26 protein-coding genes are annotated in these 24,560 nt (G+C 67.5%); 8 read left to right on the top strand and 18 right to left on the bottom strand.

The features are described 5' to 3' along the window. Positions 1-69: 69 nt before the first annotated feature. Positions 70-951, top strand: a complete 882-nt coding sequence (locus tag KBI52_RS18510; protein ID WP_210810053.1) for a lipid kinase — start codon at positions 70-72, stop codon at positions 949-951. Here KBI52_RS18510 and KBI52_RS33050 read toward each other — a convergent pair. Beyond that, positions 948-1,157 (bottom strand): DUF1127 domain-containing protein, encoded by a 210-nt coding sequence (locus KBI52_RS33050; protein WP_247654490.1) that lies wholly within the window; start codon positions 1,155-1,157, stop codon positions 948-950. The genes KBI52_RS18510 and KBI52_RS33050 overlap by 4 nt on opposite strands. Before the next feature lie 104 nt (positions 1,158-1,261). Between KBI52_RS33050 and KBI52_RS18500 the strand changes: the two genes are divergently transcribed. Next, positions 1,262-2,134 carry a LysR substrate-binding domain-containing protein gene (locus KBI52_RS18500; protein WP_210810043.1) on the top strand — a complete coding sequence of 291 codons (873 nt, stop codon included), beginning with the start codon at positions 1,262-1,264 and terminating at the stop codon, positions 2,132-2,134. Between the two features lie 131 nt (positions 2,135-2,265). Here the strand turns inward: KBI52_RS18500 and KBI52_RS18495 are convergent, their stop codons facing one another. Together KBI52_RS18495 and rsmI are read right to left on the bottom strand one after the other, a co-directional pair. Further along, positions 2,266-2,643 carry a YraN family protein gene (locus KBI52_RS18495; RefSeq protein ID WP_210810030.1) on the bottom strand — a complete coding sequence of 126 codons (378 nt, stop codon included), beginning with the start codon at positions 2,641-2,643 and terminating at the stop codon, positions 2,266-2,268. Next, positions 2,640-3,578: a 16S rRNA (cytidine(1402)-2'-O)-methyltransferase gene (gene rsmI / locus KBI52_RS18490; protein WP_173947696.1), complete on the bottom strand. Its 939-nt coding sequence runs from the start codon at positions 3,576-3,578 to the stop codon at positions 2,640-2,642. The genes KBI52_RS18495 and rsmI overlap by 4 nt, the downstream gene beginning before the upstream one ends. A gap of 136 nt (positions 3,579-3,714) precedes the next feature. Between rsmI and KBI52_RS18485 the strand changes: the two genes are divergently transcribed. Next, the gene (locus KBI52_RS18485; RefSeq protein ID WP_210810021.1) at positions 3,715-4,998 is read left to right on the top strand and encodes a penicillin-binding protein activator; all 1,284 of its coding nucleotides are present in this window, start codon (positions 3,715-3,717) and stop codon (positions 4,996-4,998) included. Positions 4,999-5,155: 157 nt separating this feature from the next. Here the strand turns inward: KBI52_RS18485 and KBI52_RS18480 are convergent, their stop codons facing one another. Genes KBI52_RS18480 through KBI52_RS18465 form a run of 4 tightly spaced genes read right to left on the bottom strand, consistent with a single transcriptional unit; the run spans position 5,156 to position 8,319 of the window. Then, positions 5,156-5,665 (bottom strand): OsmC family protein, encoded by a 510-nt coding sequence (locus KBI52_RS18480; RefSeq protein WP_173947698.1) that lies wholly within the window; start codon positions 5,663-5,665, stop codon positions 5,156-5,158. Positions 5,666-5,684: 19 nt separating this feature from the next. Then, positions 5,685-6,473, bottom strand: coding sequence for an ABC transporter ATP-binding protein (locus KBI52_RS18475; RefSeq protein ID WP_173947699.1), 789 nt, complete (start codon positions 6,471-6,473; stop codon positions 5,685-5,687). After that, the gene (locus tag KBI52_RS18470) at positions 6,473-7,327 is read right to left on the bottom strand and encodes an ABC transporter permease (RefSeq protein WP_173947700.1); all 855 of its coding nucleotides are present in this window, start codon (positions 7,325-7,327) and stop codon (positions 6,473-6,475) included. The genes KBI52_RS18475 and KBI52_RS18470 overlap by 1 nt, the downstream gene beginning before the upstream one ends. 23 nt (positions 7,328-7,350) lie before the next feature. Further along, positions 7,351-8,319: an aliphatic sulfonate ABC transporter substrate-binding protein gene (locus KBI52_RS18465; RefSeq protein WP_210810010.1), complete on the bottom strand. Its 969-nt coding sequence runs from the start codon at positions 8,317-8,319 to the stop codon at positions 7,351-7,353. A 264-nt stretch (positions 8,320-8,583) separates the two neighbouring features. Here KBI52_RS18465 and KBI52_RS18460 point away from each other — a divergent pair, with 264 nt between their 5' ends. The 3 genes from KBI52_RS18460 (at position 8,584) to KBI52_RS18450 (ending at position 12,947) form a co-directional block, all read left to right on the top strand. Then, positions 8,584-11,334 (top strand): [protein-PII] uridylyltransferase, encoded by a 2,751-nt coding sequence (locus KBI52_RS18460; protein ID WP_173947702.1) that lies wholly within the window; start codon positions 8,584-8,586, stop codon positions 11,332-11,334. 65 nt (positions 11,335-11,399) lie between these two features. Beyond that, positions 11,400-12,017, top strand: coding sequence for a nucleotide exchange factor GrpE (gene grpE / locus KBI52_RS18455; RefSeq protein WP_173947703.1), 618 nt, complete (start codon positions 11,400-11,402; stop codon positions 12,015-12,017). Positions 12,018-12,311: 294 nt separating this feature from the next. Next, positions 12,312-12,947 (top strand): trimeric intracellular cation channel family protein, encoded by a 636-nt coding sequence (locus tag KBI52_RS18450; protein ID WP_262265605.1) that lies wholly within the window; start codon positions 12,312-12,314, stop codon positions 12,945-12,947. On the opposite strand, the gene KBI52_RS18445 is transcribed toward KBI52_RS18450, so the two are convergent. From KBI52_RS18445 to dnaK, 10 genes are all read right to left on the bottom strand, one after another. Further along, positions 12,944-13,882, bottom strand: a complete 939-nt coding sequence (locus tag KBI52_RS18445) for a hypothetical protein (RefSeq protein WP_173947704.1) — start codon at positions 13,880-13,882, stop codon at positions 12,944-12,946. The genes KBI52_RS18450 and KBI52_RS18445 overlap by 4 nt on opposite strands. A gap of 42 nt (positions 13,883-13,924) precedes the next feature. Next, positions 13,925-14,545 carry an alpha-ketoglutarate-dependent dioxygenase AlkB gene (locus KBI52_RS18440; protein WP_173947705.1) on the bottom strand — a complete coding sequence of 207 codons (621 nt, stop codon included), beginning with the start codon at positions 14,543-14,545 and terminating at the stop codon, positions 13,925-13,927. 144 nt (positions 14,546-14,689) lie between these two features. Continuing rightward, on the bottom strand, positions 14,690-15,310 hold the full coding sequence (locus tag KBI52_RS18435) for a 2,3-bisphosphoglycerate-dependent phosphoglycerate mutase (protein WP_173947706.1): 621 nt from the start codon (positions 15,308-15,310) through the stop codon (positions 14,690-14,692). Positions 15,311-15,349: 39 nt separating this feature from the next. Continuing rightward, positions 15,350-16,156, bottom strand: a complete 807-nt coding sequence (gene dapB / locus KBI52_RS18430; RefSeq protein WP_173947720.1) for a 4-hydroxy-tetrahydrodipicolinate reductase — start codon at positions 16,154-16,156, stop codon at positions 15,350-15,352. 226 nt (positions 16,157-16,382) lie between these two features. After that, positions 16,383-16,685 (bottom strand): DUF1330 domain-containing protein, encoded by a 303-nt coding sequence (locus KBI52_RS18425; RefSeq protein ID WP_173947707.1) that lies wholly within the window; start codon positions 16,683-16,685, stop codon positions 16,383-16,385. Between the two features lie 4 nt (positions 16,686-16,689). Then, a complete protein-coding gene (locus tag KBI52_RS18420) occupies positions 16,690-16,977 on the bottom strand; it encodes a DUF1330 domain-containing protein (protein ID WP_173947708.1) in 288 nt (95 codons plus the stop codon). Positions 16,978-17,031: 54 nt separating this feature from the next. Beyond that, positions 17,032-17,760 (bottom strand): orotidine-5'-phosphate decarboxylase, encoded by a 729-nt coding sequence (gene pyrF / locus KBI52_RS18415; RefSeq protein WP_210809993.1) that lies wholly within the window; start codon positions 17,758-17,760, stop codon positions 17,032-17,034. Between the two features lie 8 nt (positions 17,761-17,768). Next, a complete protein-coding gene (locus tag KBI52_RS18410) occupies positions 17,769-18,392 on the bottom strand; it encodes an rRNA adenine N-6-methyltransferase family protein (protein ID WP_210809980.1) in 624 nt (207 codons plus the stop codon). Positions 18,393-18,574: 182 nt separating this feature from the next. Then, positions 18,575-19,720 carry a molecular chaperone DnaJ gene (gene dnaJ / locus KBI52_RS18405; RefSeq protein ID WP_210809971.1) on the bottom strand — a complete coding sequence of 382 codons (1,146 nt, stop codon included), beginning with the start codon at positions 19,718-19,720 and terminating at the stop codon, positions 18,575-18,577. 211 nt (positions 19,721-19,931) lie between these two features. Beyond that, on the bottom strand, positions 19,932-21,848 hold the full coding sequence (gene dnaK, locus KBI52_RS18400) for a molecular chaperone DnaK (RefSeq protein WP_173947712.1): 1,917 nt from the start codon (positions 21,846-21,848) through the stop codon (positions 19,932-19,934). Between the two features lie 339 nt (positions 21,849-22,187). Here dnaK and KBI52_RS18395 point away from each other — a divergent pair, with 339 nt between their 5' ends. Both KBI52_RS18395 and KBI52_RS18390 read left to right on the top strand, forming a co-directional pair. Continuing rightward, positions 22,188-22,604: a GFA family protein gene (locus KBI52_RS18395; RefSeq protein ID WP_210809962.1), complete on the top strand. Its 417-nt coding sequence runs from the start codon at positions 22,188-22,190 to the stop codon at positions 22,602-22,604. 297 nt (positions 22,605-22,901) lie between these two features. Next, positions 22,902-23,288, top strand: a complete 387-nt coding sequence (locus KBI52_RS18390) for a hypothetical protein (protein ID WP_210809951.1) — start codon at positions 22,902-22,904, stop codon at positions 23,286-23,288. 104 nt (positions 23,289-23,392) lie between these two features. Here KBI52_RS18390 and KBI52_RS18385 read toward each other — a convergent pair whose 3' ends face one another. Continuing rightward, positions 23,393-24,301 (bottom strand): methylated-DNA--[protein]-cysteine S-methyltransferase, encoded by a 909-nt coding sequence (locus tag KBI52_RS18385; RefSeq protein WP_371823189.1) that lies wholly within the window; start codon positions 24,299-24,301, stop codon positions 23,393-23,395. Positions 24,302-24,560 lie beyond the last annotated feature (259 nt).

Below are 24,560 nucleotides of genomic sequence, written 5' to 3'. Positions count from 1 at the left end.
GGTTATTCAACGGCCCCGCTTCGAAGGCGCCCCTTGCGGATCCCCTCAAGCTTTTCCATGTAGTCGAGCATGCCACGCCGCGCCCTTCTGATCGTCAATGCCAAGAGCCGCAGCGGCGCCGCCCAGTGCGAGGTCGCCATCGAGCGCCTGAAGGATCATGGCATCGAGCCCGTCCACCTGGAATGCAGCCGCCGGGAGGACCTGTCGCCGCTCATCGTCAAATATGCGAAGGAGGTGGACTGCGCCGTCGTCGGCGGCGGGGACGGCACCTTGAACGCAGCCGCCTTCGGTGTGATCGAGGCACGGTTGCCGCTGGGAATTCTTCCCCTGGGCACCGCCAACGATCTCGCCCGCACATTGGGCATTCCCTTCGATCTCGACGGGGCCGCCCAGGTCATTGCGGACGGCCTGACGCGCAAGATCGATCTCGGCATCGTCAACGGCGAGCCCTTCTTCAACGTGGCGAGTCTCGGTTTGTCGGCGGAACTGGCGCAGAAGCTGACGCGGGACATCAAGCGCCGCTGGGGTCGCCTCGGCTATGCGCTGGTAGCCCTGAAGGTTCTGGCCCAGGCGAAGCCCTTCCGGGCCACCATCACCAGCGAGAACGAATCCGTTCGCGTGCGAACGCTGCAGATCGCGGTCGGCAACGGGCGCTTCTACGGGGGCGGGAACGCGGTGGAAAAGGATGCCGCCATCGACGACCAGCATCTCGACCTCTACAGTCTCGAACTGGAGCGCGCCTGGAAGCTCGCCCTCATGGCGCGGTCATTCCGCTACGGGCAGCACGGCGCCTGGAACGAGGTTCGGGCGGTCCGGGCTCAGGAGTTCGACATCCGCACGCGCAAGCCGAGGCCGATCAATGCGGATGGCGAGATCGTGACCCGGACGCCCGCCCATTTTTCGATCCGGCCCGCGGCCGTGACCCTGTTCGCTCCGAAATCCGGAGATTAATGCCGGCCGCACCGGACGACATCCTCGATGTTGCCGGGGGTGAGGCCGATATCGTGCATCGCGGCGTCGTCGAGGGCGCTGACCTCGCGCAGGGCGCGGCGGATTTCGATTTCGTGCATCAGGGAAGCGAAGAGGCTGCGGATGCGCGACGGCTTGGCGGACGACGGGTGGGAGGTCCGAAGGAAGGTGACCGGGTGGGCTGTCATGGCTGTCTCCTCAAATTCGATGAGACCAGAATGCGCCTAGCCCTTGCATAATGGAAACGAATGTTCATTATGTTGACGATAACGATCCGTTATTGAGGCCGAGCATGGCGCGCAATCTCGATGTCAGCCTTTTGAGGGCCTTCGTGGCCGTGGTGGATGCCGGCGGCATGACGGCCGCCACAGGGGTTCTCAACCTCACCCAGGCTGCTGTGAGCCAGCAGATCAAGCGGCTGGAAGAGACGCTGGGCGAGGACCTCATCGTCCGCGACCGGCGCGGCATCACCCTGACCACGGCCGGCGAACGGCTGTTCGGGCGGGCGAAGCGGATGCTCGCCTTGAACGATGAGATCTGGACCGAGATGACGACGCCGGAATTCGAAGGCGAGGTGAGGCTCGGCATCCCGAGCGACATCATCACCACCTACCTGCCGACCTTCCTGAAGGATTTCGCGCGCCGCTACCCGCGCGTGCAGATCTCGCTCAACAGCGGCTCCAGCGCGTCGCTCCGTGCGAAGCTCTACGACGGCAAGGTCGACGTGGTGCTGGCCACCGAGATGGCCTGCGATCCCGACGGCGAGAATCTCGTCATGGACCGGCTCGTATGGGTCGGAGCCCGGGGCGGCGATGCGGCGCGCCAGCGTCCGCTGCCCGTCTCCATCGGCTGTTCCGACTGCGCGTTCCGTGCCCCGATCCGCGAGGCGCTGCAGAAGGCTGGCATCGAATGGCGCTCGGTCTCCGAGGTGACGAACACCTCGGCCCAGGTGGCGACGGTGGCGGCGGACATCGCCGTGATGGCCTGGATGGCCTCGACCGTGCCGAGCGGCTTCGACGTGCTGGGAGCGGATTCGGGCCTGCCGGCCCTGCCGCCCTTCATGGTCAATCTCTACCTGCCGCGCGACGGCGGCAACCATGTGGTGCAGGAACTGGCGCGGCATATCCGCGAGGCCGTCGAGGACCGGCACCGGATGGCCGCCTAGAGCATCGGACCCAAAAGTGGGTCCACTTTTGGGGTCGGATCCGATGCTCCCTCGCTTGGCCGGCGCATCGTTCATCGTGGACCCGAAGGGCCGCGTCAGCGAAAACCGGATCCACTCGTCAACACGATGCGCTAGCGCATCTCCAGGTCGAACGCCGACACGATGTGCCGCGGCCATCTCCTGGGCGCAAGGAACACCGCATCGGCGCGCCAGGTCTTGCCGGCGGCCCACGCATTGCGGGAGAGCCACGCGCGCACCGCCCGCGAGAAGCGCTGGCGCTTCCTGGCCGTGATGGCCGAGAGCGCATCGTCCATCAGACCGCGCGCCTTCACCTCGACGAACGCGATGGTGTCGCCGCGCATTACGATCAGGTCGATCTCGCCGCCCGCGGCCGCGTAGCGGCGGGCAAGCGGGCGATAGCCCTTTGCCACCAGGACCAGCAGGGCGATCCATTCGGCGCGGTGGCCGCGCAGAAAAGTCGCCTGTCGATGCTCCAGGGCGCTCTTCATGCGTCCTTCTTCGCAAGCGCCAGCGCGCGGGCATAGACCTCGCGCTTGGGCAGCTCGAGGTCCGCCGCGACGAGCGCCGCGGCATCCTTGATCGAATGATTCTTCAATGCCGCTTCGAGCCGGCCGTCGAGCGCCGCATCGGCCTCGGCTGCGTGCATCTCTTTCGTCGCCTCGCCGATCAGCACCACGATCTCGCCCTTGGGCGGACCTTCCTGAGCGAATTGCTCGGCGAGTTCGGGCAGCGTGCCGCGCCGGATCGTCTCGAACATCTTGGTGAGTTCGCGCGCCACGACGGCTTGGCGCTCGCCCAGAACCTCCGCGGCATCGGCGAGCATTTCCGGCAGCCGGTGCGGGCCCTCGAAGAGCATGAGCGTCCCGGGGATCGCGCCGATCTCGGAAAGTCTCGTGCGGCGCGCCCCGCTCTTCGAGGGCAGGAAACCTTCGAAGAAGAAGCGGTCCGTCGGCAGGCCCGAGGCGACGAGCGCGGTCAGCACCGCGGAGGGGCCGGGAATCGGCGTGACCGGCAGTCCTTCCTCGATGGCGGCCTGCACGAGCTTGTAGCCCGGATCCGACACCAGCGGCGTGCCGGCGTCCGACACGAGGGCCAGCGCCTGGCCTTCGCGGATCCGGTGGACCATGCGCTCGCGCACGGCATCGTTGGAATGCTCGTGATAGGACACGAGCGGGGTGGTGATGCCGTAATGGGCGAGGAGGGTCTTCGTCACCCGCGTATCCTCGGCCAGGACCGCGTCCGCGGCGGCGAGCACGTTCAGCGCCCGGAAGGACACGTCCTGCAGGTTGCCGATGGGGGTCGCGACCACGTAGAGGCCCGGGGTGAGGGGCTTTGCCTCGGCGGCGAGCCCGAAGGCCGTGAAGGTGGCGATCCGGTCGCTCGGCTCGCGCCGCTTGGTTCGATTGTCGATTCTCTGGCTCATCGTCGGTCACTGTCGCATGAGGGGCGTCGGTGCGGAAGCTGGGTCGGAGAGACCCCGGTCCTGCATTGGAAACAATGTTTACCTTTTGCTGTCACGCTTCTTTCCATCGCTAGGGCTGTTTCCAAAGGGGGTGGAGATGGCGCGCTTCATCGTTCGACCAGACGGTGGTTCCGGCCGCGCGGTCTGGATTGCCATTGTATCCGCGGCGCTCGTCCTGTCCGGATGCGTCAGCTCGGGCAGCCGCGCTCCGGCCCGAAAGCCGAGCCGGCCCGCCGCGACCGCGCCGTCCGAGCCGCTCTATGCGGCCGATACCCCGTCGCCCGATGGGCATATGCCGGGTGCTCCGCCCGTCCGGGCGATCCCGGGCACCACCATCGGCAGCGGCCCCGTCAAGGTCGCGTTGATCCTGCCCATGTCCGGGGCCGGGCAGGGCGCCGTGGCGGCGCAGAGCCTGCGCAACGCAGCCGAACTGGCCCTGAGCGAATTCCAGGACGCGGACCTCACCCTCTTGGTGAAGGACGACGGCGGCACGCCCGAGGGTGCGCAGGCGGCCGCCCAGCAGGCTTTGGCCGAGGGCGCCGAGCTCATCGTCGGGCCGCTCTTCGCCGGCTCCGTCCAGGCCGTCGGGCAGATGGCGCGCCCCCGCGGCAAGCCGGTCATCGGCTTCTCGACGGATGCGAGCGTCGCCACTCAGGGCGTCTATCTCCTGAGCTTCCTCGTGCAGGAGGAGGTGGACCGTATCGTGTCCTTCGCGGTCAGCCAGGGGCGTCGCTCCATCGCGGCCCTGGTCCCCGAGAACCAATACGGCCGGGTGGCCGGAGCGCGGCTGCAGCAGGCGGCGGCCCGGCAGGCGATCCGCATCGCGGCGCTCGAATTCTACCCGTCTGGCCAGCCTCAAGAAGCCGTGCGGCGCCTGGCCGGCGTGATTGGCGGCCCCGCTCCGCAGGCCGATGCCCTGTTCATTCCGGACAACGGCGACGGGCTGCCCGCAATCGCCCAGGCGCTGCAGATGGCAGGCTTCGACCCGCTGCGCGTGAAGCCGCTCGGGACGGGCCTGTGGGACGAGCCGCGCGTGACGGCTCTGCCCGTTCTGCAGGGCGGCTGGTTCGCGGCCCCCGACAAGCGCGGCTTCACGGCCTTCGCCGAGCGCTACCGCGCGCGCTTCAACGTCGATCCGATCCGGCTGGCGACCCTGTCCTACGATGCCGTGACCCTGGCGGCGGCGCTCGCCCGGATGCAGGGCGCGCAGGCCTTCACCGACCGGATGCTCACGAACCCCGCAGGCTTCGCCGGGGCCGACGGCGTATTCCGCTTCAATCCCGACGGCACCAACGAGCGCGGCCTGACCGTGCAGGAGATCCGCGGCGGCACCGCCGTGGCGATCAGCGGCGCGCCAAGAACGCTGGTGGCTGGGAACTAACAACATCTCAGCCTTCCTATCCTCGCTCTGGACATCCCGTAGGTCATCACCGGCTTCGTGCCGGTGCCCGCGATGGGAGAAGCGCGGCGCTCTTCCAACGACATGACCGGGGCAAGCCCGGCCATGTCGCATCCATCGAGCGAATGAGCCGACGATCCTACTTGCGGGTCAGCGTGGCGCTCAGCTCCGGCTTGTTGTTGAGGGTCTGGAAGACCACGCAGTAGCGCTCGGTGAGCTTGAGCAACTGGTCGATCTTCTCCTGCGGGGCATCCGTGTCGACCTCAAAGGACAGGCGGATGTTCCGGAAGCCGACGGGGGCGGTCTTGTCGACCCCGAGGGTGCCGCGGAAATCGAGGTCGCCCTCGGCCTTTACGGCGCCGTGGCGCAGGTCGATCTCGAGGGCGGTCGCGACAGCCTTGAGCGTCACGCCCGCGCAGGCGACGAGCGCCTCGAGCAGCATGTCGCCCGAGCACAGCTCCGCGCCGGAGCCGCCGGTGGCCGGATGGAGGCCCGCGACGGCGAGCGCGCGGCCGGTCTCGACCTTGCAGGCGATGTGCTGGTCGTCGAGCGTGCCCTGGGCCTTCAGGGTGATCACGGCGGAGTTCGGGTCGCCGCGGTATTGATCCTTCAGCGGCGCCTGGAGGGCGCGAAGCGCAGTCGCATCCATGATGATGTCCTTGAGATTGTTACCACCACAACGCGGCGGCCTGGCGGTCGCGCTCGCGTTGAGGCTGCTGCTGGGGAGCTTTGAGGGAATGGTCCAGGGCCGTCAAGACGCGGCGCACGGAGGTCTCGAAGGGGAGGCCCGTCCTGTCGCGCGGGCGCGACAGCGTCAGCGGCAGCTCGTCGAAGATGCGGCCCGGCTTCGGCTGCATGACGACGGCCCGGTCGGCCAGCGTCACCGCCTCCTGCACGTCGTGGGTGACGAGCACGACGGTGGGGCGCGTCTCCTCCCACAGGCCGAGCAGATGCTCGTGCAGGCTCGCGCGCGTGAAGGCGTCGAGGGCCGAGAACGGCTCGTCGAGAAGCAGCACCTTCGGGTTGGTCACGAAGGCGCGCGCGATGGAGACGCGCTGCTGCTGGCCGCCCGACAGGTCGCGGGGCCAGCGGTTCGCGTGCTCCGACAGGCCGATCTTGTCGAGCGCATGGGCGACGCGCGCCTTCTTCTCGGCGGCCCCGATGCCGTCGAGGCCGAAGGCGATGTTGTCGGACACCGACAGCCAGGGCAGCAGGCGCGGCTCCTGGAACACGATGCCGACGGACGGGTGAGGGCCCGAGAGCACCTCGTCGTCGAGGCGGATCCGGCCCGCGCTCGCCCGGTCGAGGCCGGCGATGAGGCGCAGCAAGGTGGTCTTGCCGCAGCCCGAGCCGCCGATCAGCGAGACGATCTCGCCTTCCTGCACGGTTAGATTGACGTCGGAAAGCGCGCGTGTGCCGTCGGCATAGGTTTTCGAGAGGTGCTCGAGGTTCAGCATCACAAGCGCTCCCGCACGGTGTCCTGCCAGCGCACGAGCGGCTTGGTGCCCGCGACGAGGAGGCTGTCGGCGAGCTTGCCCAGCAGCGCGAAAGCGATGATCGCCGCGAGGATCTGATCGGGCTTGCCCATCTGCTGCCCGTCCACGAGCAGATAGCCGAGGCCCTCCGAGGCGCCCATGAACTCGGCCGCCACGACGAACATGAAGCCGAGGCCGAGGCCCGAGCGCAAGGCGATCACGGCCTCGGGCAGAACCGCCGGCAGCAGGATGCGGCGCGCGAGCTGAACGCGCGAGAGGCGGAACACGTGGCCCACTTCCACGAGCTTGCGGTCGACCGACAGGATCGCGCCGGCGATCCCAAGATAGACCGGGAAGAACACGCCGACGGCGATCAGCGCCACCTTCGAGGCCTCGAAGATGCCGAGCCACAGGATGAACAGCGGCACCCAGGCGATCGAGGGAATCGCCCGCAGGGCCTGGAGGGTCGGGTCGAGGAGTTGCCGGATGGTCTTGCTGGAGCCGGACAGCGCGCCCAGCACGATCCCGGCAACGGCCCCGATCACGAAGCCGACGAGGACGCGCCAGAGCGTCATCCAGGTATGGGTCCACAGCTCGCCGGTCTGCGCCAGTCCCCAGAGCGTCGCGATGATGCGGCTCGGCGGCGGAACGAGGCGGCCCTGCGCGAGGCCGAGACGAACGGCGGCTTCCCAGAGAAGCGCAACCGCAACGGGCAATAAAAAGCCGAGAAGGAGGCGCCAGTCGAAGGCGCGTCGCTTCTCGGTCGAGGCGGGGGCCGCGAGAGCGGCGGCACCCTCATGGGAGGACCAGGCGTTGCTTGTAGCTTGGCCTGTCACGGCGCTCTCCCGTGATGAAGTCATCAGCGCGATGCGGTCGCGAACCGGCGGTCGATGAGGGAATCGACGGCGGTGCGCACATTGGCGTCAGGGGCGATGACGCCCGCCTGCTGCAGGGCGAGCCCCGCCGCGAGGATCGTGTCGACCTGGGGCTGGCCGATATTGGAATGGGTCAGCTCCGTACGCTCGAGCTGGCGCTCGATCACGGTGTCGGACAACTTGGTATAGGCAACCAGGGTCTTCTTCAGCTCGTCCTTGTTGGCCAGCGCATACTTGCGGGCTTCCTCATAGGCCTTGAGCACGCGCTGCACGAGGGCGGGATTGTCCTTGGCGAAGGATTCCGAGACGTTGAGGACGCCCCAGGTGTTGGTTCCCGCATTGCGGTAGAAGAGCTGGGCGCCGCTTTCCACCTCGGCGGCCGCCATCAGCGGGTCGAGGCCGGCCCAGGCATCCACGTCGCCGCGCTCGAGCGCGGTGCGGCCGTCCGGGTGCTGGAGGAGAACGAGCTTCACGTCCTTCTCGGTGAGCTTGGCTTCCTGCAGGGCACGCACCAGGAAAATGTGCGGATCGGTGCCGCGGGTCACGGCGACCCGCTTGCCCTTCAGGTCCTCGACCTTCGTGATGCTCGTGTCCTTGCGGGTGACCAGCGCGGTCCATTCGGGGCGGGAATAGACGTAGATCGACTTGATCGGGTTGCCGTTGATCTTGCCGATCAGGGCGGCTGCGCCGGCCGTGGAGCCGAAGTCGATCGAGCCGGCATTGAGAAATTCGAGCGCCTTGTTGGAGCCCAGCGACTGCACCCAGCGCACGCTGATGCCGTCCTTCTCCAGCTCCTTCTCGAGGAAGCCCTTGTCCTTGAGGACGAGGCTGACCGGGTTGTAGGTGGCATAGTCGATGCGGATCTCCTTCACCTGCGCGGCGGCGGCGGTCGCCAGGGAGGCGAGGCCCGTGGCCAGGGAGGCGGCGATCAGGAGGCGGCGGGTCAGGCTCATCGTGTTCGATCCCATGTTCCGCGCATGGGACGCCGACCCTTCAGGGTCATCACGCACCCGGCGCTTTAGCTGCACTTGTTTCGCGCCCGCAATCTGCATGCTCAAATCGGCGCGTGTCCGGTTTATAGAACTCGGTGTTTTTTATGTCAAACACTATCTCTTATAAAGAACAGGCTGACCGTTCAGACGGTGCCCGTCACTCCGCCCTTGGGCGGAGCCCCCATCCGGTGGTAAGTCAAACGGTTCCTCGTGCGCGGTTGTTCCATGACCCTTCCTAGTCCCAAGAACGTCCTCAAGAGCCTCGGCAACCAGCCGATCAGCGATGCGGCGGAACTGCGCGCGAGACTTGTCCCGGAACTGAAGACGCTGCTCGACGCGGGCCACCAGGAGGCTCAGGGCAGGCTTATGGAGCACCAGAACGGGCTGGCCTGCGCCCGCTATCTCTGCGACCGCATGGACGACTTGGTGCGCATCGTCCACGACGCCGTGGTCCAGCACCTCTATCCGGCGGCCAATCCCTCGGCTGGCGAGCGGCTCGCGGTGGCGGCGACCGGCGGCTACGGGCGCGGGACCCTGGCGCCGGGCTCCGACGTCGATCTCCTGTTCCTGCTGCCCTACAAGCAGACCGCCTGGAGCGAGAGTGTCGTCGAGGCGATGCTCTACGTGCTGTGGGACCTCAAGCTCAAGGTCGGGCACGCGACCCGCTCGGTGGAGGATTGCCTGCGCGAGGCCCATGCGGACATGACGATCCGCACGTCGTTGCTCGAGGCCCGTTTCCTCTTCGGCGACCGGGAGCTCTTCGACAATCTGGAGAAGCGCTTCGACCAGGAGATCGTCGCCACCACGGCGGCCGCCTTCGTGGACGCCAAGCTGAAGGAGCGCGACGCCCGCGTCGCCAAGGCGGGCGCGTCGCGCTATCTCGTCGAGCCGAACGTCAAGGACGGCAAGGGCGGCCTGCGCGATCTCAACACGCTGTTCTGGATCGCCAAATACGTCTATCGGGTCAAGGAGCCCAAGGAACTGGTGAAGGCCGGGCTCTTCACGCAAGGAGAGTTCAATCTGTTCTCGCGCTGCGAGGAGTTCCTGTGGCGCGTGCGCTGCCACATGCACTTCGCCACCGGCCGCGCCGAGGAGCGCCTGACCTTCGACCTGCAGCGCACCATCGCCGAGCGCATCGGCTTCGCGCCGCGCGGCGGCCTGTCGGCGGTCGAACGCTTCATGAAGGCCTATTTCCTCATCGCCAAGGATGTCGGCGACCTCACGGCGATCGTGTGCGCCGAGCTCGAGGCCCGGCAGACCAAGCGGCGCCCCATGCTCGACCGGATGTTCGGCCGCTTCCGCCGCCGCAGCGGCGGCGCGCAGGTGAGCGAGGGCTTCATCATCGACAACAACCGGCTCAACGTGGAGAACGAGGAGACCTTCGTGCGCGATCCGGTCAACCTGATCCGCCTGTTCTGGCTCGCCGACCGCCGCAACCTCGCCATCCATCCCGATGCGACGCGCCTGGCGACGCGTTCGCTCCGGCTGATCGGCCATACCCTGCGCAACGATCCGGAGGCGAACAAGCTGTTCCTGGAGATCATCACGTCCAAAAACGCCCCGGAGGTGGTGCTGCGGCGCATGAACGAGACCGGGGTGCTCGGCCGCCTCGTGCCGGATTTCGGGCGCATCGTCGCGATGATGCAGTTCAACATGTACCACCACTACACGGTGGACGAGCATCTGATCCGCGCGGTGGGCGTGCTGACCGAGATCGAGGCCGGGCAGCTTGGCAGCGAGCATCCGCTGGCCAACCAGATCTTCCCCACCATCCGCAACCGCCGGGCGCTCTACGTGGCGGTGTTCCTGCACGACATCGCCAAGGGACGGCCCGAGGACCATTCGGAGGCCGGCGCGGCCATCGCCCGCAAGCTTGGGCCGCGCTTCGGCCTGACCGACGCGGAGACCGAGACGGTGGCGTGGCTCGTCGAGCATCACCTCCTCATGTCGAACACGGCCCAGAGCCGCGATCTGTCCGATCCGGCCACCATCAAGAGCTTCGCCGAGGTGGTGCAGACCATGGAGCGCCTGAAGCTCCTGCTCGTGCTCACCATCGCGGACATCAAGGCGGTCGGGCCCGGCACATGGACCGGCTGGAAGGGCCAGCTCCTGCGCAACCTTTACCAGGAGACGGAGGTGATCCTCGGCGGCGGCGCGGTGGATCTCGCCCGCTCCGAGCGGGTGCGTCTGGCCCAGGAACGGCTGCGCCTGGAGCTGCACGACTGGTCCGATGCGGAGTTCGAGGCCTTCGCGTCGCGCCATACGCCGGGCTACTGGCTGAAGACCGACGAGACCCGGCGGGCCAAGCAGGCCGGGCTCCTGCGGGAGGCCGAGAAGGGCGGGCGCACGGTCACCACCACCTACGAGACGGACCAGTTCCGCGGCGTGACCGAGCTCACCATCCTGTCGCCCGACCATCCGCGGCTTCTCGCCATCGTGACCGGCGCCTGCGCGGCCGCGGGCGGCAACATCGTCGACGCGCAGATCTTCACCACGACGGACGGCATGGCGCTGGACACCATCGTGCTCTCCCGCGCCTTTGACCGGGACGAGGACGAGTTGCGCCGGGCCGAACGGGTCGCCAGGGCCATCGAGCGGGCCTTGAAAGGTGAGGTGAGGATCGCCGATCTCGTGGACGGCAAGCGCCCGGCCAAGGAGCGCTCCAAGGCCTTCCACGTGCCCCCGGAGGTGAACATCGACAATTCCCTGTCGAACCGCCAGACCGTGATCGAGATCTCGGGCCTCGACCGGCCCGGCCTGCTCTACGACCTCACCACGGCCCTGGGGAAGCTCAACCTCAACATCGCCTCGGCCCATATCGTGACCTTCGGCGAAAAGGCCGTGGACGTGTTCTACGTGACCGACCTGACGGGCACGAAGATTACCCATGCGGGCCGCCAGGCCACCATCACCCGCACCCTGCTGGAGGTGTTCAAAGCCGAGGAAACCGAGCCGCTCCAGCGGCGAAGCGCTTGATTTGTGAAGCGAGGGACCTGATATGTGCCCCGAACCTTTCGTTTCCCACCTTTAGTTGATCGACCATGAATCCGAACGACACGGAAAACCAGAACGCGGCCCCGCAGGCCGAACCCGCCAACGACGTGGCCCCCGAGGCTGCCTCCGCGGCCGATCCGATTGCCGTTCTCGAGGCTGAGAAGGCGGACCTGAAGGACAAGCTCCTGCGCCTGATGGCCGACATGGAGAACCTGCGCCGCCGCACCGAGCGCGAGATCGCGGATGCCCGCACCTATGCGGTGGCGAACTTCGCCCGCGACATGCTGAACGTCGCCGACAACGTGCGCCGCGCCATCGAGAGCGTGCCGGACGAGGCCCGCAGCACCGCCGAGGGCGCCTTCAAGGGCCTGATCGAGGGCATCGACCTCACCGAGCGCGATCTGCTCAAGACCCTCGAGCGCCACGGGGTGAAGAGGCTCGACCCGCAGGGGCAGAAATTCGACCCGAACGTGCATCAGGCCATGTTCGAGATCCCCAACGCGGACGTGCCGAACGGCACCGTCCTGCAGGTGGTCCAGTCCGGCTACGTCATCGGCGAGCGCGTCCTGCGCCCGGCCCTGGTGGGCGTCTCCAAGGGCGGCCCGAAGGCGGCCGCCAACGGCAACGGCTCGGAGGCCGCCGACAACTCCTCGACCGCTTCCTGAAAAAGGCCCCGGCGGAACGCGCTTTCCCGCGAATCGCCTTGCCCGGACATGACGGAGGCGAACACCCTGTGAGCCCTCAGCCCGAGCGTCTCGCCGGGACAGGAATTGAGAGCTCGGACTCCGTTTTGAACGAACTTTCGGCGTCATGGCCGGGCCCGTCCCGGCCATTCCGATGCGGTGAGGCTCAGCGCCTGTCATGATCGGGATCGCCGGCACAGGGCCGGTGATGACGACCGAGATGAATCTCAAGCCGGCCTCTTAGGAGCGAGGCTGGTGTGACGGCAGGTGTTCCCGGTGCAGGTCCTCCAAAGCATTCCCTTCGAAACCATCGGCGTCGCCGTCTTCGCGCTCTCGGGCGCCCTGATGGCGGCCCGCAAGGGCATGGACCCGTTCGGCTTCGCCCTGCTCGCCACGCTCACGGGGGTCGGGGGCGGGACCCTTCGTGACCTGCTCATCGGGATCAGACCCGTGTTCTGGGTCGGCGATCCGACCGACGTGCTCGCGTGCCTGATCGTGGCGGAGCTCGTCTTCGTCCTCGGCCCCCGGCGGGTGGCCATGATGGAGGGCGGCCGGCGGGGCCGGCTCCTTCTCTGGGCGGACGCCCTAGGCTTGGCCCTTTTCGCCGTCACGGGCACCGGCAAGGCGCTCGCCGCGGGCGTGCCCGCCCTCTCGGCCGTGGCGCTCGGCACCACCACGGCTACCTTCGGGGGCATCATCCGCGACATCTTCGCCGGAACCACCCCCCTGGTGCTGCGCCAGGAGATTTACGTCACGGCGGCGGCGCTCGGCGCTTCCGTCATGGTCGCCCTGCAGGCGGCGGGCGTCGAGCCGTTCCTGAGCGGCGCCGCGGGCTTTGCCGCGGCCTTCACCCTGCGGGCCCTCGCCCTGCTGCGGGGCTGGTCCCTGCCAGCCTTCCCGCGGCGCGATTAGGGATTCATGTCGATTCCGTCGACCATCGTGCGGAAGCGGGGCAGGTTCTGGTCGCGCTGCTCGACCCGCGTGAGGCCGACCATGCGCACATAGCGGTCGGGGTCGAAGCGGATGGTCTGCATCACGATGACCGGCTGGCCCGATTCCACCTCCACGGCCTTGGCGACGATCTCGTGCCAGTCCTGTCCCCTGAAGCGGAAGGACTCGGAGCGTTCGACCTTGACGTCCTTCAGGATCTGGTTCGAGTTCAGGGCCGCATGGGCGAACTGGCTGCGCCGCTCGGCGGGCGGAACGGGAACGTTGAGGGTGGCGGCCAGGATGACCATCGGCTGCTCCACCGCCTTGATCGCGTCCTGAGGCCCGTCGGTCAACAGGACCGAATTGCCCGACATCACCCGCACCGGACGGAAGCCGGCTTTGTCGCCGAGCCGGAACGGCAGAGCGGAGACCTGCTCCTCGATGGACACGGGCCCGCGCAGGGCGATGCTCTTCAGGGCGTTCTGCATCTGCACGTCGCTGTAGCCATCCTGGCCGCCGCGCACCTGCGCGATCACGAGGGCGGTGAGGTCCTCGTCCTTGACCGCCATCACCCATTTGCGGCCCTGGACGGCCCCGCCCATGGTGCCGCCGACCAGCACGCCCGTCCTGGACCCGAGCTTCAGGGTCTCGCGCGACGTCTCGCTCATGCCCTGGCGCTTCAGGGAGTCCTTGGTGAGGCCGCCGACCAGCTGCGTGTAGGCCCCGGCGGGCATTTCCACGAAGGTGATGGCCGCGGCCTTCTCCTCGCTCTCGAACCCGCTGAATCGCTTCGAGACGATCATGTCCTCCGGCGGGACGATGCCGATGCGGGACGCTGGCGGAAACACCGGTTCGGCCGCGAAGGCGGCCTGAATCGACAGGAGGATGCCGAGAGCGGCGGCTGCGAAGGCTTTCATGGATGCCCCTCCAGGAAAAGTGCAGAGTTCGTATACAGAAGGCTAGAGCGGCTTCCCGACCTTGCGCAAGGTGAGATTGAGACGGCCGCCCTGCGGCAGCAGGTCCGAGCTTCCCGGCACCAGCCGGTCGATGCCATGATAGATCAGCCGCGCGGGACCGCCGAACACGATCGCGTCACCGGAGCGGAGCCTGACCGACCGCGTCGGGTCCCTGCGCTCCAGGCCGCCGTAGCGGAACACGGCCGTGTCCCCGAGGGACAGGGACACGACGGGAGCGTCGAACTCCTCCTCGTCCCGGTCCTGGTGCATGCCCATGCGGGCGGCCGGCTCGTAGAAATTGATCAGGCAGGCGTCGGGCGGGTGCGGATAATCGCTCAAGGCCTCCCAGGCGCGCAGCACCTGCTCGGGCATGGCCGGCCAGGGGCGGCCGGTCTCGGGATGGGTCGGCTGGTAGCGGTAGCCGTTCACGTCCGAGACCCATCCGAGCCGGCCGCCATTGGTCATGCGCACGGAGAAGGGTTGTCCCGTCCGCGGCATGCACGGTGTGAAGAGCGGCGCCTGGCGGGTGATCTCGCGCAGGGCCGCCAGCAGCCGCTCTTGCGCCGGACGGTCGAGATAGTCGGGGTAATAGGTCAGGCCAGGCGCGAGGGGGAGGGAGGGCATCTGTTCTCCTGACACATGCCATCTGTCGTCATCACCGGCCGTGTGCCGGTAATCTCGATTCGAAAAGCGCGGCGCACTGCAGGATCGGAATGGCCGGGACAGGCCCGGCCATGACGTGGAAGAGCGTGATCGGGCCGAGGGAGGTTACCCCTCCAGCACCTGCTTGCTGGCGACGGTGGTGTCCTCGTTGAGGCCGTAGACCAGCGGGATGCCCGTCGCGAGCTCGAGGCTCGGGATCGTTTCCGAGGTCAGACCGTCGAGCACCATCACGAGGGCGCGCAGCGAATTGCCGTGGGCGGCGACCAGGACGCGCTCCCCGCGCATGACCCGGGGCAGGATCTCGCGGATGTAGTAGGGCAGTACGCGGGCGACCGTGTCCTTCAGGCTCTCGCCGCCGGGAGGCGGCACGTCGTAGGAGCGGCGCCAGACATGGACCTGCTCCTCACCCCAGCGGGCGCGGGCATCGTCCTTGTTGAGGCCCGAGAGGTCGCCGTAATCGCGCTCGTTCAGGGCCTGGTTCGCGATGGTTTTCAGATCAGGCTGGCCGATTTCCTCGAGGATCAGCTTGCAGGTGGCCTGAGCGCGGGAGAGATCGGACGTGAAGGCGACGTCGAACTGGACGCCCATCTCCTTGAGCCGGCGGCCGGCATTGCGCGCCTCCTCGATGCCCAGGGCGGTGAGCCCGGGATCCTTCCAGCCGGTGAACAGGTTCTTGAGGTTCCATTCGCTCTGGCCGTGGCGTGCAAGGACGAGAAGGCGGTTCATGGGGTGGCGTCTCCGATGAAGAGGGAAGAGAGGCGTGATCTAGAGCCGATCGAGGCCGAGAACATTGGCCATGGTGTAGTAGCCGGGCTTCTTGTCGAAGCCCCAGAGGGCGGCCCTCACGGCCCCGCGGGCGAAGATGCTGCGGTCTTCGGCCCGGTGCGCCAGCTCCAGGCGCTCGCCCTGGCCGGCGAAGATCACCGAATGCTCGCCGACCACCGAGCCGCCGCGAAGGGTCGCAAAGCCGATATCGCCGGGATTGCGCGCGCCGGTATGACCGTCGCGGCTGCGCACGGAGCGCTCCTTCAGGGAAATCTGTCGCCCCTCGGCGGCCGCCTCGCCCAGGAGCAGCGCGGTGCCGGACGGCGCATCCACCTTCATGCGGTGGTGCATTTCCAGAATCTCGACGTCGAAATCCTCGCCGAGCGTCGCCGCGACCTTGCGCACGAGGCCCGCAAGCAGGTTCACGCCGAGCGACATGTTGCCGGACTGGATGATGCGCGCGTGGCGCGCGGCCGCCTCCAGCTTGGCGAAGTCGGCCTCCTGCAGGCCGGTGGTTCCGATCACGTGGACGATGCGGGCCTGGGCGGCGAGCGCGGCAAAGGCCGTGGTGGCGACGGGCGCCGTGAAATCGAGGACGCCGTCGGCCTGGGCGAAGACGGCGAGCGGATCGTCGGTCACGTCCACGTCGAGCAGCCCGATGCCGGCGAGCAGACCGGCGTCGTGCCCGAGGGCCGGGGAGCCCTCCCGCTCGATGGCGCCCACGAGGGTGCAGCCCTCGGTCTCGGCCACGGTCTTGATGAGCATGCGCCCCATGCGTCCGGCCGCGCCCACCACGACGAGTCGCATCTCGTTCATGCCGCTCTCCTGCTGTTACGGGCTCCGGGTATAGCCGCTTCGAGTGAGGCTGAGAAGCGCGGAAGCCGCGCCTCTCCAGTGCGGTCGCCGGCAAGTCCAAGAATGATGCCCTCTCACGTCATCACCGGCCTCGTGCCGGTGATCCCGATCCGAAAAGCACCGCGCCTTGAACGATCAGGATGGCTGGGACAAGCCCGGCCATGACATTGGAGAAAATTCAACCCGGCTGCGGACCCTCATAGGCCTCGATGATGATGATGTCGGCTACCGCGTGACCGTCGCGCTCGGCCTTCGCCGCCTGGTACTCGGGCGAGTCCCAGCATTCCAGGGCCGCCTCGTAGGTCGGGAACTCGATCACCACGTTGCGCGCGCGGGCCTCACCCTCGGCGACCCGATAGGCGCCGCCGCGCACCAGGAAGCGGGCGCCGTACTTGGCGAACGGGACCGCATTGGCCTTGACGTAGTTCTGGTAGGCGTCGGGGTTCGAGACGTCGACGCGGCCGATCCAATAGCCCTTCATCGCTTCAGGCTCCTTCCACGAGAACGAATTCCGCCACGCAGGCGCCCTCGCGCTTGGCCTTGGCCGCCTGGTACTCCGGAGAGTGGTAATAGGTCCGGGCCTGCTCCACCGACTCGAACTCGATCACCACATTGCGGGCGCGCGCCTCGCCCTCGAGCGCCTCGTAGGCGCCGCCGCGCACCAGCGGCCGACCGCCATACTGGCGAATCGCCTCGGTGGCGCCCTTGGCGTATTCCGCATAGGCTTCAGGATTCGTGACGGTCACGCGGGCAATGACATAGCCTTTGGGCATGGGCGCTCCTCTAGATGGTCGGGACGCGCAGCGAACGCCAGAGGCGTCCTACCGTCAAGCCTCTACGCCGGCGATTTCCCGGACAATCGCCTCCACGGCAGCGCGCGGGTCGGCGGCCTTCACGATCGGGCGGGCCACCACCAGGTGGTCGGCACCGAGCCGGATTCCCTCGGCGGGCGTCACGACCCGCTTCTGATCGCCCGCGTCCGCGCCAGAAGGCCGGATGCCCGGCGTGACGATGAGCCGGTCGGACCCGACGACGGCGCGCACGCGCTCGGCTTCCGTCGCCGCGCAGACGATGCCGTTGATGCCGAGATCGCGCGCCTGTCCGGCCCGGCGTGCAACGAGGTCGGCGGCCGGCACGGGGGCATAGCCCGCCTCGACGAGGTCGTTGTCGTCGTAGGACGTGAGCACGGTCACGGCGAGGATCTTCAGGGACGACCCGGCCTTTCCGGCGACCGCGGCCCGCATGGTCTGCGGATAGGCGTGGACGGTCAGGAACGTGGCGCCGAGGCGCGCCACGGAACGGACACCTTCCTCCACGGTGTTGCCGATGTCGTGGAGCTTGAGATCGAGGAAGACCTTCTTGCCCTGGCCGATCAGCTCCTGGGCGAACGCGAAGCCGCCCGCATAGGCGAGCTGGTAGCCGATCTTGTAGAAGGTGCCGGCCTCGCCGATGCGGTCGACGACGGCCCGGGCCTCCTCCACGGACGGGAGGTCGAGGCCGATGATGAGCTTGTCGCGAATGTCTCCTGCGGGACCGGGATTCGTCGGAAGAGACATCGCGGCGCTCATGGATGGTTGACCTTGTTGTAGACCCAGACCCGGGCCGGGGGCAGGTTGCGCCAGATCCGGTTGGAGGCCCTGGACCTGTAATGCTGGGAGCGCGCCGGGATCGGCGGCACCACCGCGTAGGTGAACTGGATGAAGGGCGCGTTGGGATGCATCAGCCCCTGGGCGGTTTCCAGAAGCTCGAGGCGCTGGTCCATGGGCTTGGTGAAGAGCGGCAGGCTCGACACCGTGGCGGCCGCCGGCTCCTTCAGGATGTCGCCCAGGGTTTCCTTGAGATCGTAGGCATCGCCCTGGATGATCGTCGCCTTCGGGAAGCGGCGCTTCAGGAGCTGGCAGAACTCGGGATTGTACTCGATGAGGACGAGCCGCTCCTGGGCCACCCCGCGCCGGATCAGGGCGTCGGTCACGGGACCCGTGCCGGGGCCGAGCTCGACGACGGGGCCGGGGATGCGCGGATCGACGAAGGACGCCATGGTCCGCGCCAGGATCTTGCCGGAGGGCGTGACCGCTCCCACGACGAGCGGCCTCTCGAGCCAGGACCTCAGGAAGCGGGCTTCGTCGGCGAAGCGATCCTTCTTGAGGGGAATTTTCCGGGCGGTGGGCCGTTGGAACGACTGGTGCACTGAGAAGACCCCTTGCGCGGCGCATCACGCTGGCTGTTGAGAACCCCGAAGCCTCGGACCCGGAAGTGGAGGCCACTTTTTGGGGTTCGTCCGATGCTTCTCATTTAACGTGCGCATCGTCTAGAGCGGAAAAACCGGATCGCCCTCTTCCGCACGATGCGTTGAGGAAAACGACCGTCCAGTTAAGTTGATCCGCCCAAGCCGTCGATAAACTCCCGGAAGCGCGAGAAAAATCCCGAACTCTCAGGATGATTTTCCTTGGAGCATTCCTGATCGAACTCCATCAGGAGCTCGCGCTGGCGCTTGGTGAGTTTCTGCGGGGTTTCCACAACAACCTGGATGTAGAGGTCGCCCACGTCCCGCGAGCGCAGCACCGGCATGCCCTTGCCCTTCAGGCGGAACTGCTTGCCGGTCTGGGTGCCCTCGGGCACCTTCACGAGCGCGTCGGCGCCGCTCAGCGTCGGCACGCTGAACTCGCCGCCCAGGGCCGCCGTCACCATGGAGATCGGCACCCGGCAGAACAGGTCCGCCCCGTCGCGCTGGTAGAACGGATGGGGCTTCAGGGACAGGAAGATGTAGAGGTCGCCCGCCGGCCCGCCGCGCAGGCCGGCCTCGCCTTCGCCCGCGAGCCGGATGCGCGTGCCGTCCTCGACGCCCGCCGGGATGTTGACCGAGAGCGTGCGCTCCCGGGTCACGCGGCCCGCGCCGCCGCACTGGGCGCAGGGATCGTCGATGACCTCGCCGCGCCCGTGGCAGTTGGGGCAGGTGCGCTCGATGGAGAAGAACCCTTGCGTCGCCCGCACCCGGCCGGCGCCCCCGCAGGTCGGGCAGGCCTTGGGCTTGGAGCCCGGCTTCGCGCCCGAGCCCGAACAGGCCTCGCAGGTGATCGAGGTCGGGATCTTCAGTTCGGCGGTCTTGCCGTTGAAGGCCTCGTCGAGGGAGATCTCGAGGTTGTAGCGCATGTCGGCGCCGCGCTCGCGTCCGCCGGTGCTGCGCCCGCGCCCGCCGCGTCCGGCCTCGCCGAAGAAATTCTCGAAGATGTCCGACATGAAGTCGGAGAAGTCGCCGCCGAAGCCCGGCCCGCCGCCCGGCCCGCCGCCATTGGCGAAGGCCGCGTGGCCGTAGCGGTCGTAGGCCGCGCGCTTCTGGCCGTCGGAGAGGGTCTGATAGGCCTCGTTCAGCTCCTTGAACTTGACCTCGGCCTCGTGGTCGCCCGGATTGCGGTCCGGGTGGTATTGCATCGCGAGCTTGCGGAAGGCGGATTTCATCTCCGCTTCCGTGGCGGTCTTCGCGACGCCGAGAACCTCGTAGTAATCGCGCTTGGACATGTCAGGCGCCCCTAGGAGCGGTGGTCCGCTCGGTCATTCTGCCGGACCGTTTCGCCTGCGCTGCACAGGAAAAGGCTCCGGAAGCCTTTGCCAGCGCATCGTGCGGAGGAGTGGTCGTTCGATCGGTCATGGATGTTTTAAAGCTCGTTTCATGAAAACGGCACCCGGTCATGAAACCGGGTGCCGAATTCGTCAGAGAGCGGCCATCGTCTTAGGCGCGCTTCTTCTTGTCGCCCTCGTCGACCTCCTGGAAGTCGGCGTCGATGACGTCGTCCTTCTGGGCGGCCTCGCCTTCGGGCTGCTCGCCGCCCTCGCCGGCATTGGCCTGGGCAGCGTACATGGCCTCGCCGAGCTTCATGGAGGCCTGCATCAGGTCCGTGGTGCGGGCCTTGATCACCTCGGCGTCGTCGCCGGCCAGAGCCTGGCGCAGCGCGTCGATGGCGGTCGTGATGCCCTGCCGGTCGGACTCGCCGACCTTGTCACCGTATTCCGTCATGGACTTCTCGGTGGCATGGATCAGGCTCTCGCCCTGGTTCTTGGCCTCGACGACCTCGCGGCGCTTCTTGTCTTCCTCGGCATGGGCCTCGGCGTCCTTCACCATCTTCTCGATGTCGGTGTCGGACAGGCCGCCGGAGGCCTGGATGCGGATCTGGTGCTCCTTGCCGGTCGCCTTGTCCTTCGCCGTGACGTTCACGATGCCGTTCGCGTCAATGTCGAAGGTCACCTCGATCTGCGGCACGCCGCGCGGTGCCGGCGGAATGCCCACGAGGTCGAACTGGCCGAGCAGCTTGTTGTCCGCGGCCATCTCGCGCTCGCCCTGGAAGACCCGGATGGTCACCGCGTTCTGGTTGTCTTCCGCGGTCGAGAACACCTGGCTCTTCTTGGTCGGGATCGTCGTATTGCGGTCGATCAGGCGGGTGAACACGCCGCCGAGCGTCTCGATGCCGAGCGACAGCGGGGTCACGTCGAGGAGCAGCACGTCCTTCACGTCGCCCTGGAGCACGCCAGCCTGGATCGCCGCGCCGATGGCCACGACCTCGTCCGGGTTCACGCCCTTGTGGGGCTCCTTGCCGAAGAAGGTCTTCACGACCTCCTGGATCTTCGGCATGCGGGTCATGCCGCCGACGAGAACCACCTCGTCGATGTCGCCCGCCGAGATGCCGGCATCCTTGAGGGCCTTGCGGCAGGGCTCGATGGTCTTCTGCACGAGATCATCCACGAGCTGCTCGAACTTGGCGCGCGAGAGCTTGAGGGCCAGGTGCTTCGGACCGGAGGCGTCCGCCGTGATGTAGGGCAGGTTGATCTCGGTCTGCGACGCGGAGGAAAGCTCGATCTTGGCCTTCTCGGCCGCTTCCTTGAGGCGCTGCAGGGCGAGCTTGTCCTTCGTCAGGTCGATGCCCTGCTCCTTCTTGAACTCGGCCGCCAGGTACTCGACGAGGCGCATGTCGAAGTCTTCGCCGCCCAGGAAGGTGTCGCCGTTCGTGGACTTCACCTCGAACACGCCGTCGCCGATCTCGAGGACCGACACGTCGAAGGTGCCGCCGCCGAGGTCGTAGACCGCGATCATGCCGGTCTGCTTCTTGTCCAGGCCGTAGGCCAGGGCGGCCGCGGTCGGCTCGTTGATGATGCGCAGGACCTCGAGGCCGGCGATCCTGCCGGCGTCCTTCGTGGCCTGACGCTGGGCGTCGTTGAAGTAGGCGGGAACCGTGATGACCGCCTGGGTCACCGGCTGTCCGAGATAGGACTCGGCCGTCTCCTTCATCTTCTGCAGAGTGAAGGCGGAAATCTGGGAGGGCGAATACTGCTTGCCGTCGGCCTCGACCCAGGCGTCACCGTTCGGACCCTTGATGATGTGATACGGAACGAGGCCCATGTCCTTCTTGGTCATGGGATCGTCGAAGGTGCGCCCGATCAGGCGCTTGATGGCGAAGAAGGTGCGCGACGGGTTCGTGACCGCCTGGCGCTTGGCCGGCTGGCCGACGAGGCGCTCGCCTTCGTCCGTGAAGGCCACGATGGACGGGGTCGTCCGGGCGCCTTCCGCGTTTTCGATGACTTTGGGCGTCGTGCCTTCCATGACAGCGACGCAGGAATTGGTAGTGCCGAGGTCGATACCGATGACCTTACCCATGGCGGGATCCCTCACTTTCAAGCAGACCGCCGAGCCCTGAAAGCAGCTCGGCCCATGGCTTACATGTTGATGACTGACTTGCCGGGGGCGGCTCAACCCGAGCCGTTCCCCATGCTGGCGCTGATATAAGAAGGGGTTTTCGACGCTGCAAGACAATCCTCGCGGCCAGATTGCCTCATTTCGTCGGAGCCCGCCCCTGTTGCATGGCTGCAATGGCGGAGCTTCCCGGCCCGGCGCCGGGTGAATCACGAGGCGGCTCTGGTTATGTCGTTACGGCAGGAACGGCGACGGCGGGGTCGTCTGCCCTATCTCTGCCTGACGACGAGGAGAGGAGCGATCATGGACGCCTATTCCCTGAAGGGCGGCTGCCAGTGCGGCCAGGTGCGGTACGAACTGACCGGGGAGCCGCACCAGATCTATGTCTGCCATTGCCGGGAGTGCCAGAAGCAGTCGGCCTCGGCCTTCGGGATCTCGGTCACGGCCCGCAGCGCCGATGTCAGGCTCCTGTCGGGCCGGCTCGGCCACTGGACCCGGGCGACCGACAGCGGCGGGACCCTGACCTGCTTCTTCTGCCCGGATTGCGGGTCGCGGGTCTGGCATGGGGACCGGGAGCGGGAGGACGAGATCAGCATCAAGGGCGGCTCCCTCGACGACCCGGTCGATCTGACCGGCGCCGTCCACATCTGGACCTCGCGCAGGCTCAGGGGCGTGGTCATCCCCGAGGGCAGCCGGCAATTTCCAGGGGAGCCCGAATGACATCGCCGGCCTCCTCCCAGTGAGGATTGCACGGACCCACGGACCAAACCGAACGGAGGCCGGCTTGATGTCCCGCCGCCCGGAACCCTCGGCGTCATGGCCGGGCTTGTCCCGGCCATCCCGATACGGTGGGACTCAGCGCTTCAACCCATCGGGATCACCGGCACAAGGCCGGTGATGACATGAGAGGGTTCTCATTCCTGGGATCTCTGGTGCCTCGATCCCGTTCCTGGGGTAGGATGAGGTTTCCGTTGCGCTCGAACGAGCGCCGTCCACCTGCCTTCATGGAAGCGGCCCATGTCGACCAGGCTTTCCCTTTCCGCGTTTCTTTTCCTGGTGGCCGGGACCCTTCCGGCCGGTTCCCACGACATCTACTCGCATTTGCTGGATTCCTGGGGCAACAGCTGCTGCAACGACCAGGATTGCCGGCCGGCGCCCTATCGGGTGACCCCGGCGGGCGTCCAGATGCTGGTCGACGGAGAGTGGGTCGAGGTGCCGGGCTACACGATCCAGTACCGGGCCCTGCTCGGCGACACCGGCCAGACCGGCGGGGGGCACTGGTGCGGGCGTGCCTACCAGAAGGTCGACAACAGCGTGTTCCACGTCACGCAATGCGCGGTGCTGCCGCCGAGCACCGCGGCTCTCCTGAGAACCCCGCCCGACCCTCGGCTTTCCCCGGAATGACATTTATCTGCACGTCATCATCGGCCTCGTGCCGGTGATCCCGATCAGTGACGCACTGCGCTCTTCAGAAACGAGATGGCCGGGACAGGCCATGACATCCAAACCTAAGCCGTTTTCCCGCCGAGAGCCTGTCCCGCCTCCCAGCCCAAGATCGCCTGCTTGCGGGTCAGGCCCCAATGATAGCCGGTGAGGGCTCCGGAGCGGCCGAGCACCCGGTGGCAGGGGACCACGAAGGAGACCGGGTTCTTGCCCACCGCCGCGCCGACCGCCCGACAGGCCGAGGGCCGGCCGATATGGCGGGCGATGTCGGAATAGGTGGTGGCCCGGTCGCGGGGAATGCGCAGGAGCGTCTGCCAGACTCGGACCTCGAAATCCGTCCCGATCAGCACCACCCGCAGGGGCTGCTCCGCCTGCCAATGCGACGGGCTGAAGATGCGTCGCGCCAGCGGCGCGGTGGCGGCCTCGTCCTCCAGGTAGGTGGCCCTGGGCCAGCGGCGGGTCAGGTCCGAGAGCGCCGCCTGCCGGTCGCCGTCGTCGACGAAGCCGAGGCCCGCCAGCCCCCGGTCGGTGGCGATCAGCACCGCCTCGCCGAACGGCGAGGGGTGGAAGCCGTAGCGCATGGTCAGGCCCTGTCCGCCCGCCTTGTAGTCCCCCGGCGTCATGGCCTCGTGGGTCACGAAGAGGTCGTGCAGCCGGGCCGGTCCCGACAGGCCGACCTCGTAGGTGGCGTCGAGCACGCTCGCGGAATCGGCCAGCAGCGCCTTGGCGTTGTCGAGGGTCAGGGCCTGCAGGAAGGCCTTGGGGCTCAGGCCCGCCCAGCGCCGGAAGAGATGGTGCACATGGGTGGTCGAGAGCCCCACATGGTCGGCGATCGCCTCAAGAGAGGGCTGGTCGCGCCAGCGCTGCGAGATGAACGCGATGATCCGGCGCACCCGCTCGTAGTCGGAATGGGGCTCGTCCGGCACGGTGATCGCGCCGGGTTCGATGGTGATGTCGCGCAAGGTGTCGAGCATGGCTGTCATCCTGATTGGCACTCATCCTAGCGGGCCGGGCAGGGGGGTGACACCCGTTTCCTGTGGCGCTCGCGCGCCTGTCCACGGGGGCCTTTGGAGCCGGAATCGCGCTGCGGGCGACCTTCCACCCGTCCTGACGCCCTCCGCCCGACCCGACACCCTCCTCGTCATCACCGGCCTTGTGCCGGTGATGACGATCCGGTGAGGCGCGGCGCTCTTCCGATCGGGATGCCCGGGACAAGCCCGGCCATGACGGCGG

The organism is Microvirga sp. HBU67558 (assembly GCF_018069605.1).
GTDB classification, from domain to species: Bacteria; Pseudomonadota; Alphaproteobacteria; order Rhizobiales; family Beijerinckiaceae; genus Microvirga; species Microvirga terrae.
This window is presented reverse-complemented; position numbering and strand designations above follow the sequence as displayed.

Bases quoted from the DNA above. Each gene is read 5' to 3' on its own strand.
- KBI52_RS18510 (WP_210810053.1), top strand. From the start codon at position 70: ATGCCACGCCGCGCCCTTCTGATCGTCAATGCCAAGAGCCGCAGCGGC.
- KBI52_RS33050 (WP_247654490.1), bottom strand. From the start codon at position 1,157: ATGACAGCCCACCCGGTCACCTTCCTTCGGACCTCCCACCCGTCGTCC.
- KBI52_RS18500 (WP_210810043.1), top strand. From the start codon at position 1,262: ATGGCGCGCAATCTCGATGTCAGCCTTTTGAGGGCCTTCGTGGCCGTG.
- KBI52_RS18495 (WP_210810030.1), bottom strand. From the start codon at position 2,643: ATGAAGAGCGCCCTGGAGCATCGACAGGCGACTTTTCTGCGCGGCCAC.
- rsmI (WP_173947696.1), bottom strand. From the start codon at position 3,578: ATGAGCCAGAGAATCGACAATCGAACCAAGCGGCGCGAGCCGAGCGAC.
- KBI52_RS18485 (WP_210810021.1), top strand. From the start codon at position 3,715: ATGGCGCGCTTCATCGTTCGACCAGACGGTGGTTCCGGCCGCGCGGTC.
- KBI52_RS18480 (WP_173947698.1), bottom strand. From the start codon at position 5,665: ATGGATGCGACTGCGCTTCGCGCCCTCCAGGCGCCGCTGAAGGATCAA.
- KBI52_RS18475 (WP_173947699.1), bottom strand. From the start codon at position 6,473: ATGCTGAACCTCGAGCACCTCTCGAAAACCTATGCCGACGGCACACGC.
- KBI52_RS18465 (WP_210810010.1), bottom strand. From the start codon at position 8,319: ATGAGCCTGACCCGCCGCCTCCTGATCGCCGCCTCCCTGGCCACGGGC.
- KBI52_RS18460 (WP_173947702.1), top strand. From the start codon at position 8,584: ATGACCCTTCCTAGTCCCAAGAACGTCCTCAAGAGCCTCGGCAACCAG.
- grpE (WP_173947703.1), top strand. From the start codon at position 11,400: ATGAATCCGAACGACACGGAAAACCAGAACGCGGCCCCGCAGGCCGAA.
- KBI52_RS18445 (WP_173947704.1), bottom strand. From the start codon at position 13,882: ATGAAAGCCTTCGCAGCCGCCGCTCTCGGCATCCTCCTGTCGATTCAG.
- KBI52_RS18440 (WP_173947705.1), bottom strand. From the start codon at position 14,545: ATGCCCTCCCTCCCCCTCGCGCCTGGCCTGACCTATTACCCCGACTAT.
- KBI52_RS18435 (WP_173947706.1), bottom strand. From the start codon at position 15,310: ATGAACCGCCTTCTCGTCCTTGCACGCCACGGCCAGAGCGAATGGAAC.
- dapB (WP_173947720.1), bottom strand. From the start codon at position 16,156: ATGCGACTCGTCGTGGTGGGCGCGGCCGGACGCATGGGGCGCATGCTC.
- KBI52_RS18425 (WP_173947707.1), bottom strand. From the start codon at position 16,685: ATGAAGGGCTATTGGATCGGCCGCGTCGACGTCTCGAACCCCGACGCC.
- KBI52_RS18420 (WP_173947708.1), bottom strand. From the start codon at position 16,977: ATGCCCAAAGGCTATGTCATTGCCCGCGTGACCGTCACGAATCCTGAA.
- pyrF (WP_210809993.1), bottom strand. From the start codon at position 17,760: ATGTCTCTTCCGACGAATCCCGGTCCCGCAGGAGACATTCGCGACAAG.
- dnaJ (WP_210809971.1), bottom strand. From the start codon at position 19,720: ATGTCCAAGCGCGATTACTACGAGGTTCTCGGCGTCGCGAAGACCGCC.
- dnaK (WP_173947712.1), bottom strand. From the start codon at position 21,848: ATGGGTAAGGTCATCGGTATCGACCTCGGCACTACCAATTCCTGCGTC.
- KBI52_RS18395 (WP_210809962.1), top strand. From the start codon at position 22,188: ATGGACGCCTATTCCCTGAAGGGCGGCTGCCAGTGCGGCCAGGTGCGG.
- KBI52_RS18390 (WP_210809951.1), top strand. From the start codon at position 22,902: ATGTCGACCAGGCTTTCCCTTTCCGCGTTTCTTTTCCTGGTGGCCGGG.
- KBI52_RS18385 (WP_371823189.1), bottom strand. From the start codon at position 24,301: ATGCTCGACACCTTGCGCGACATCACCATCGAACCCGGCGCGATCACC.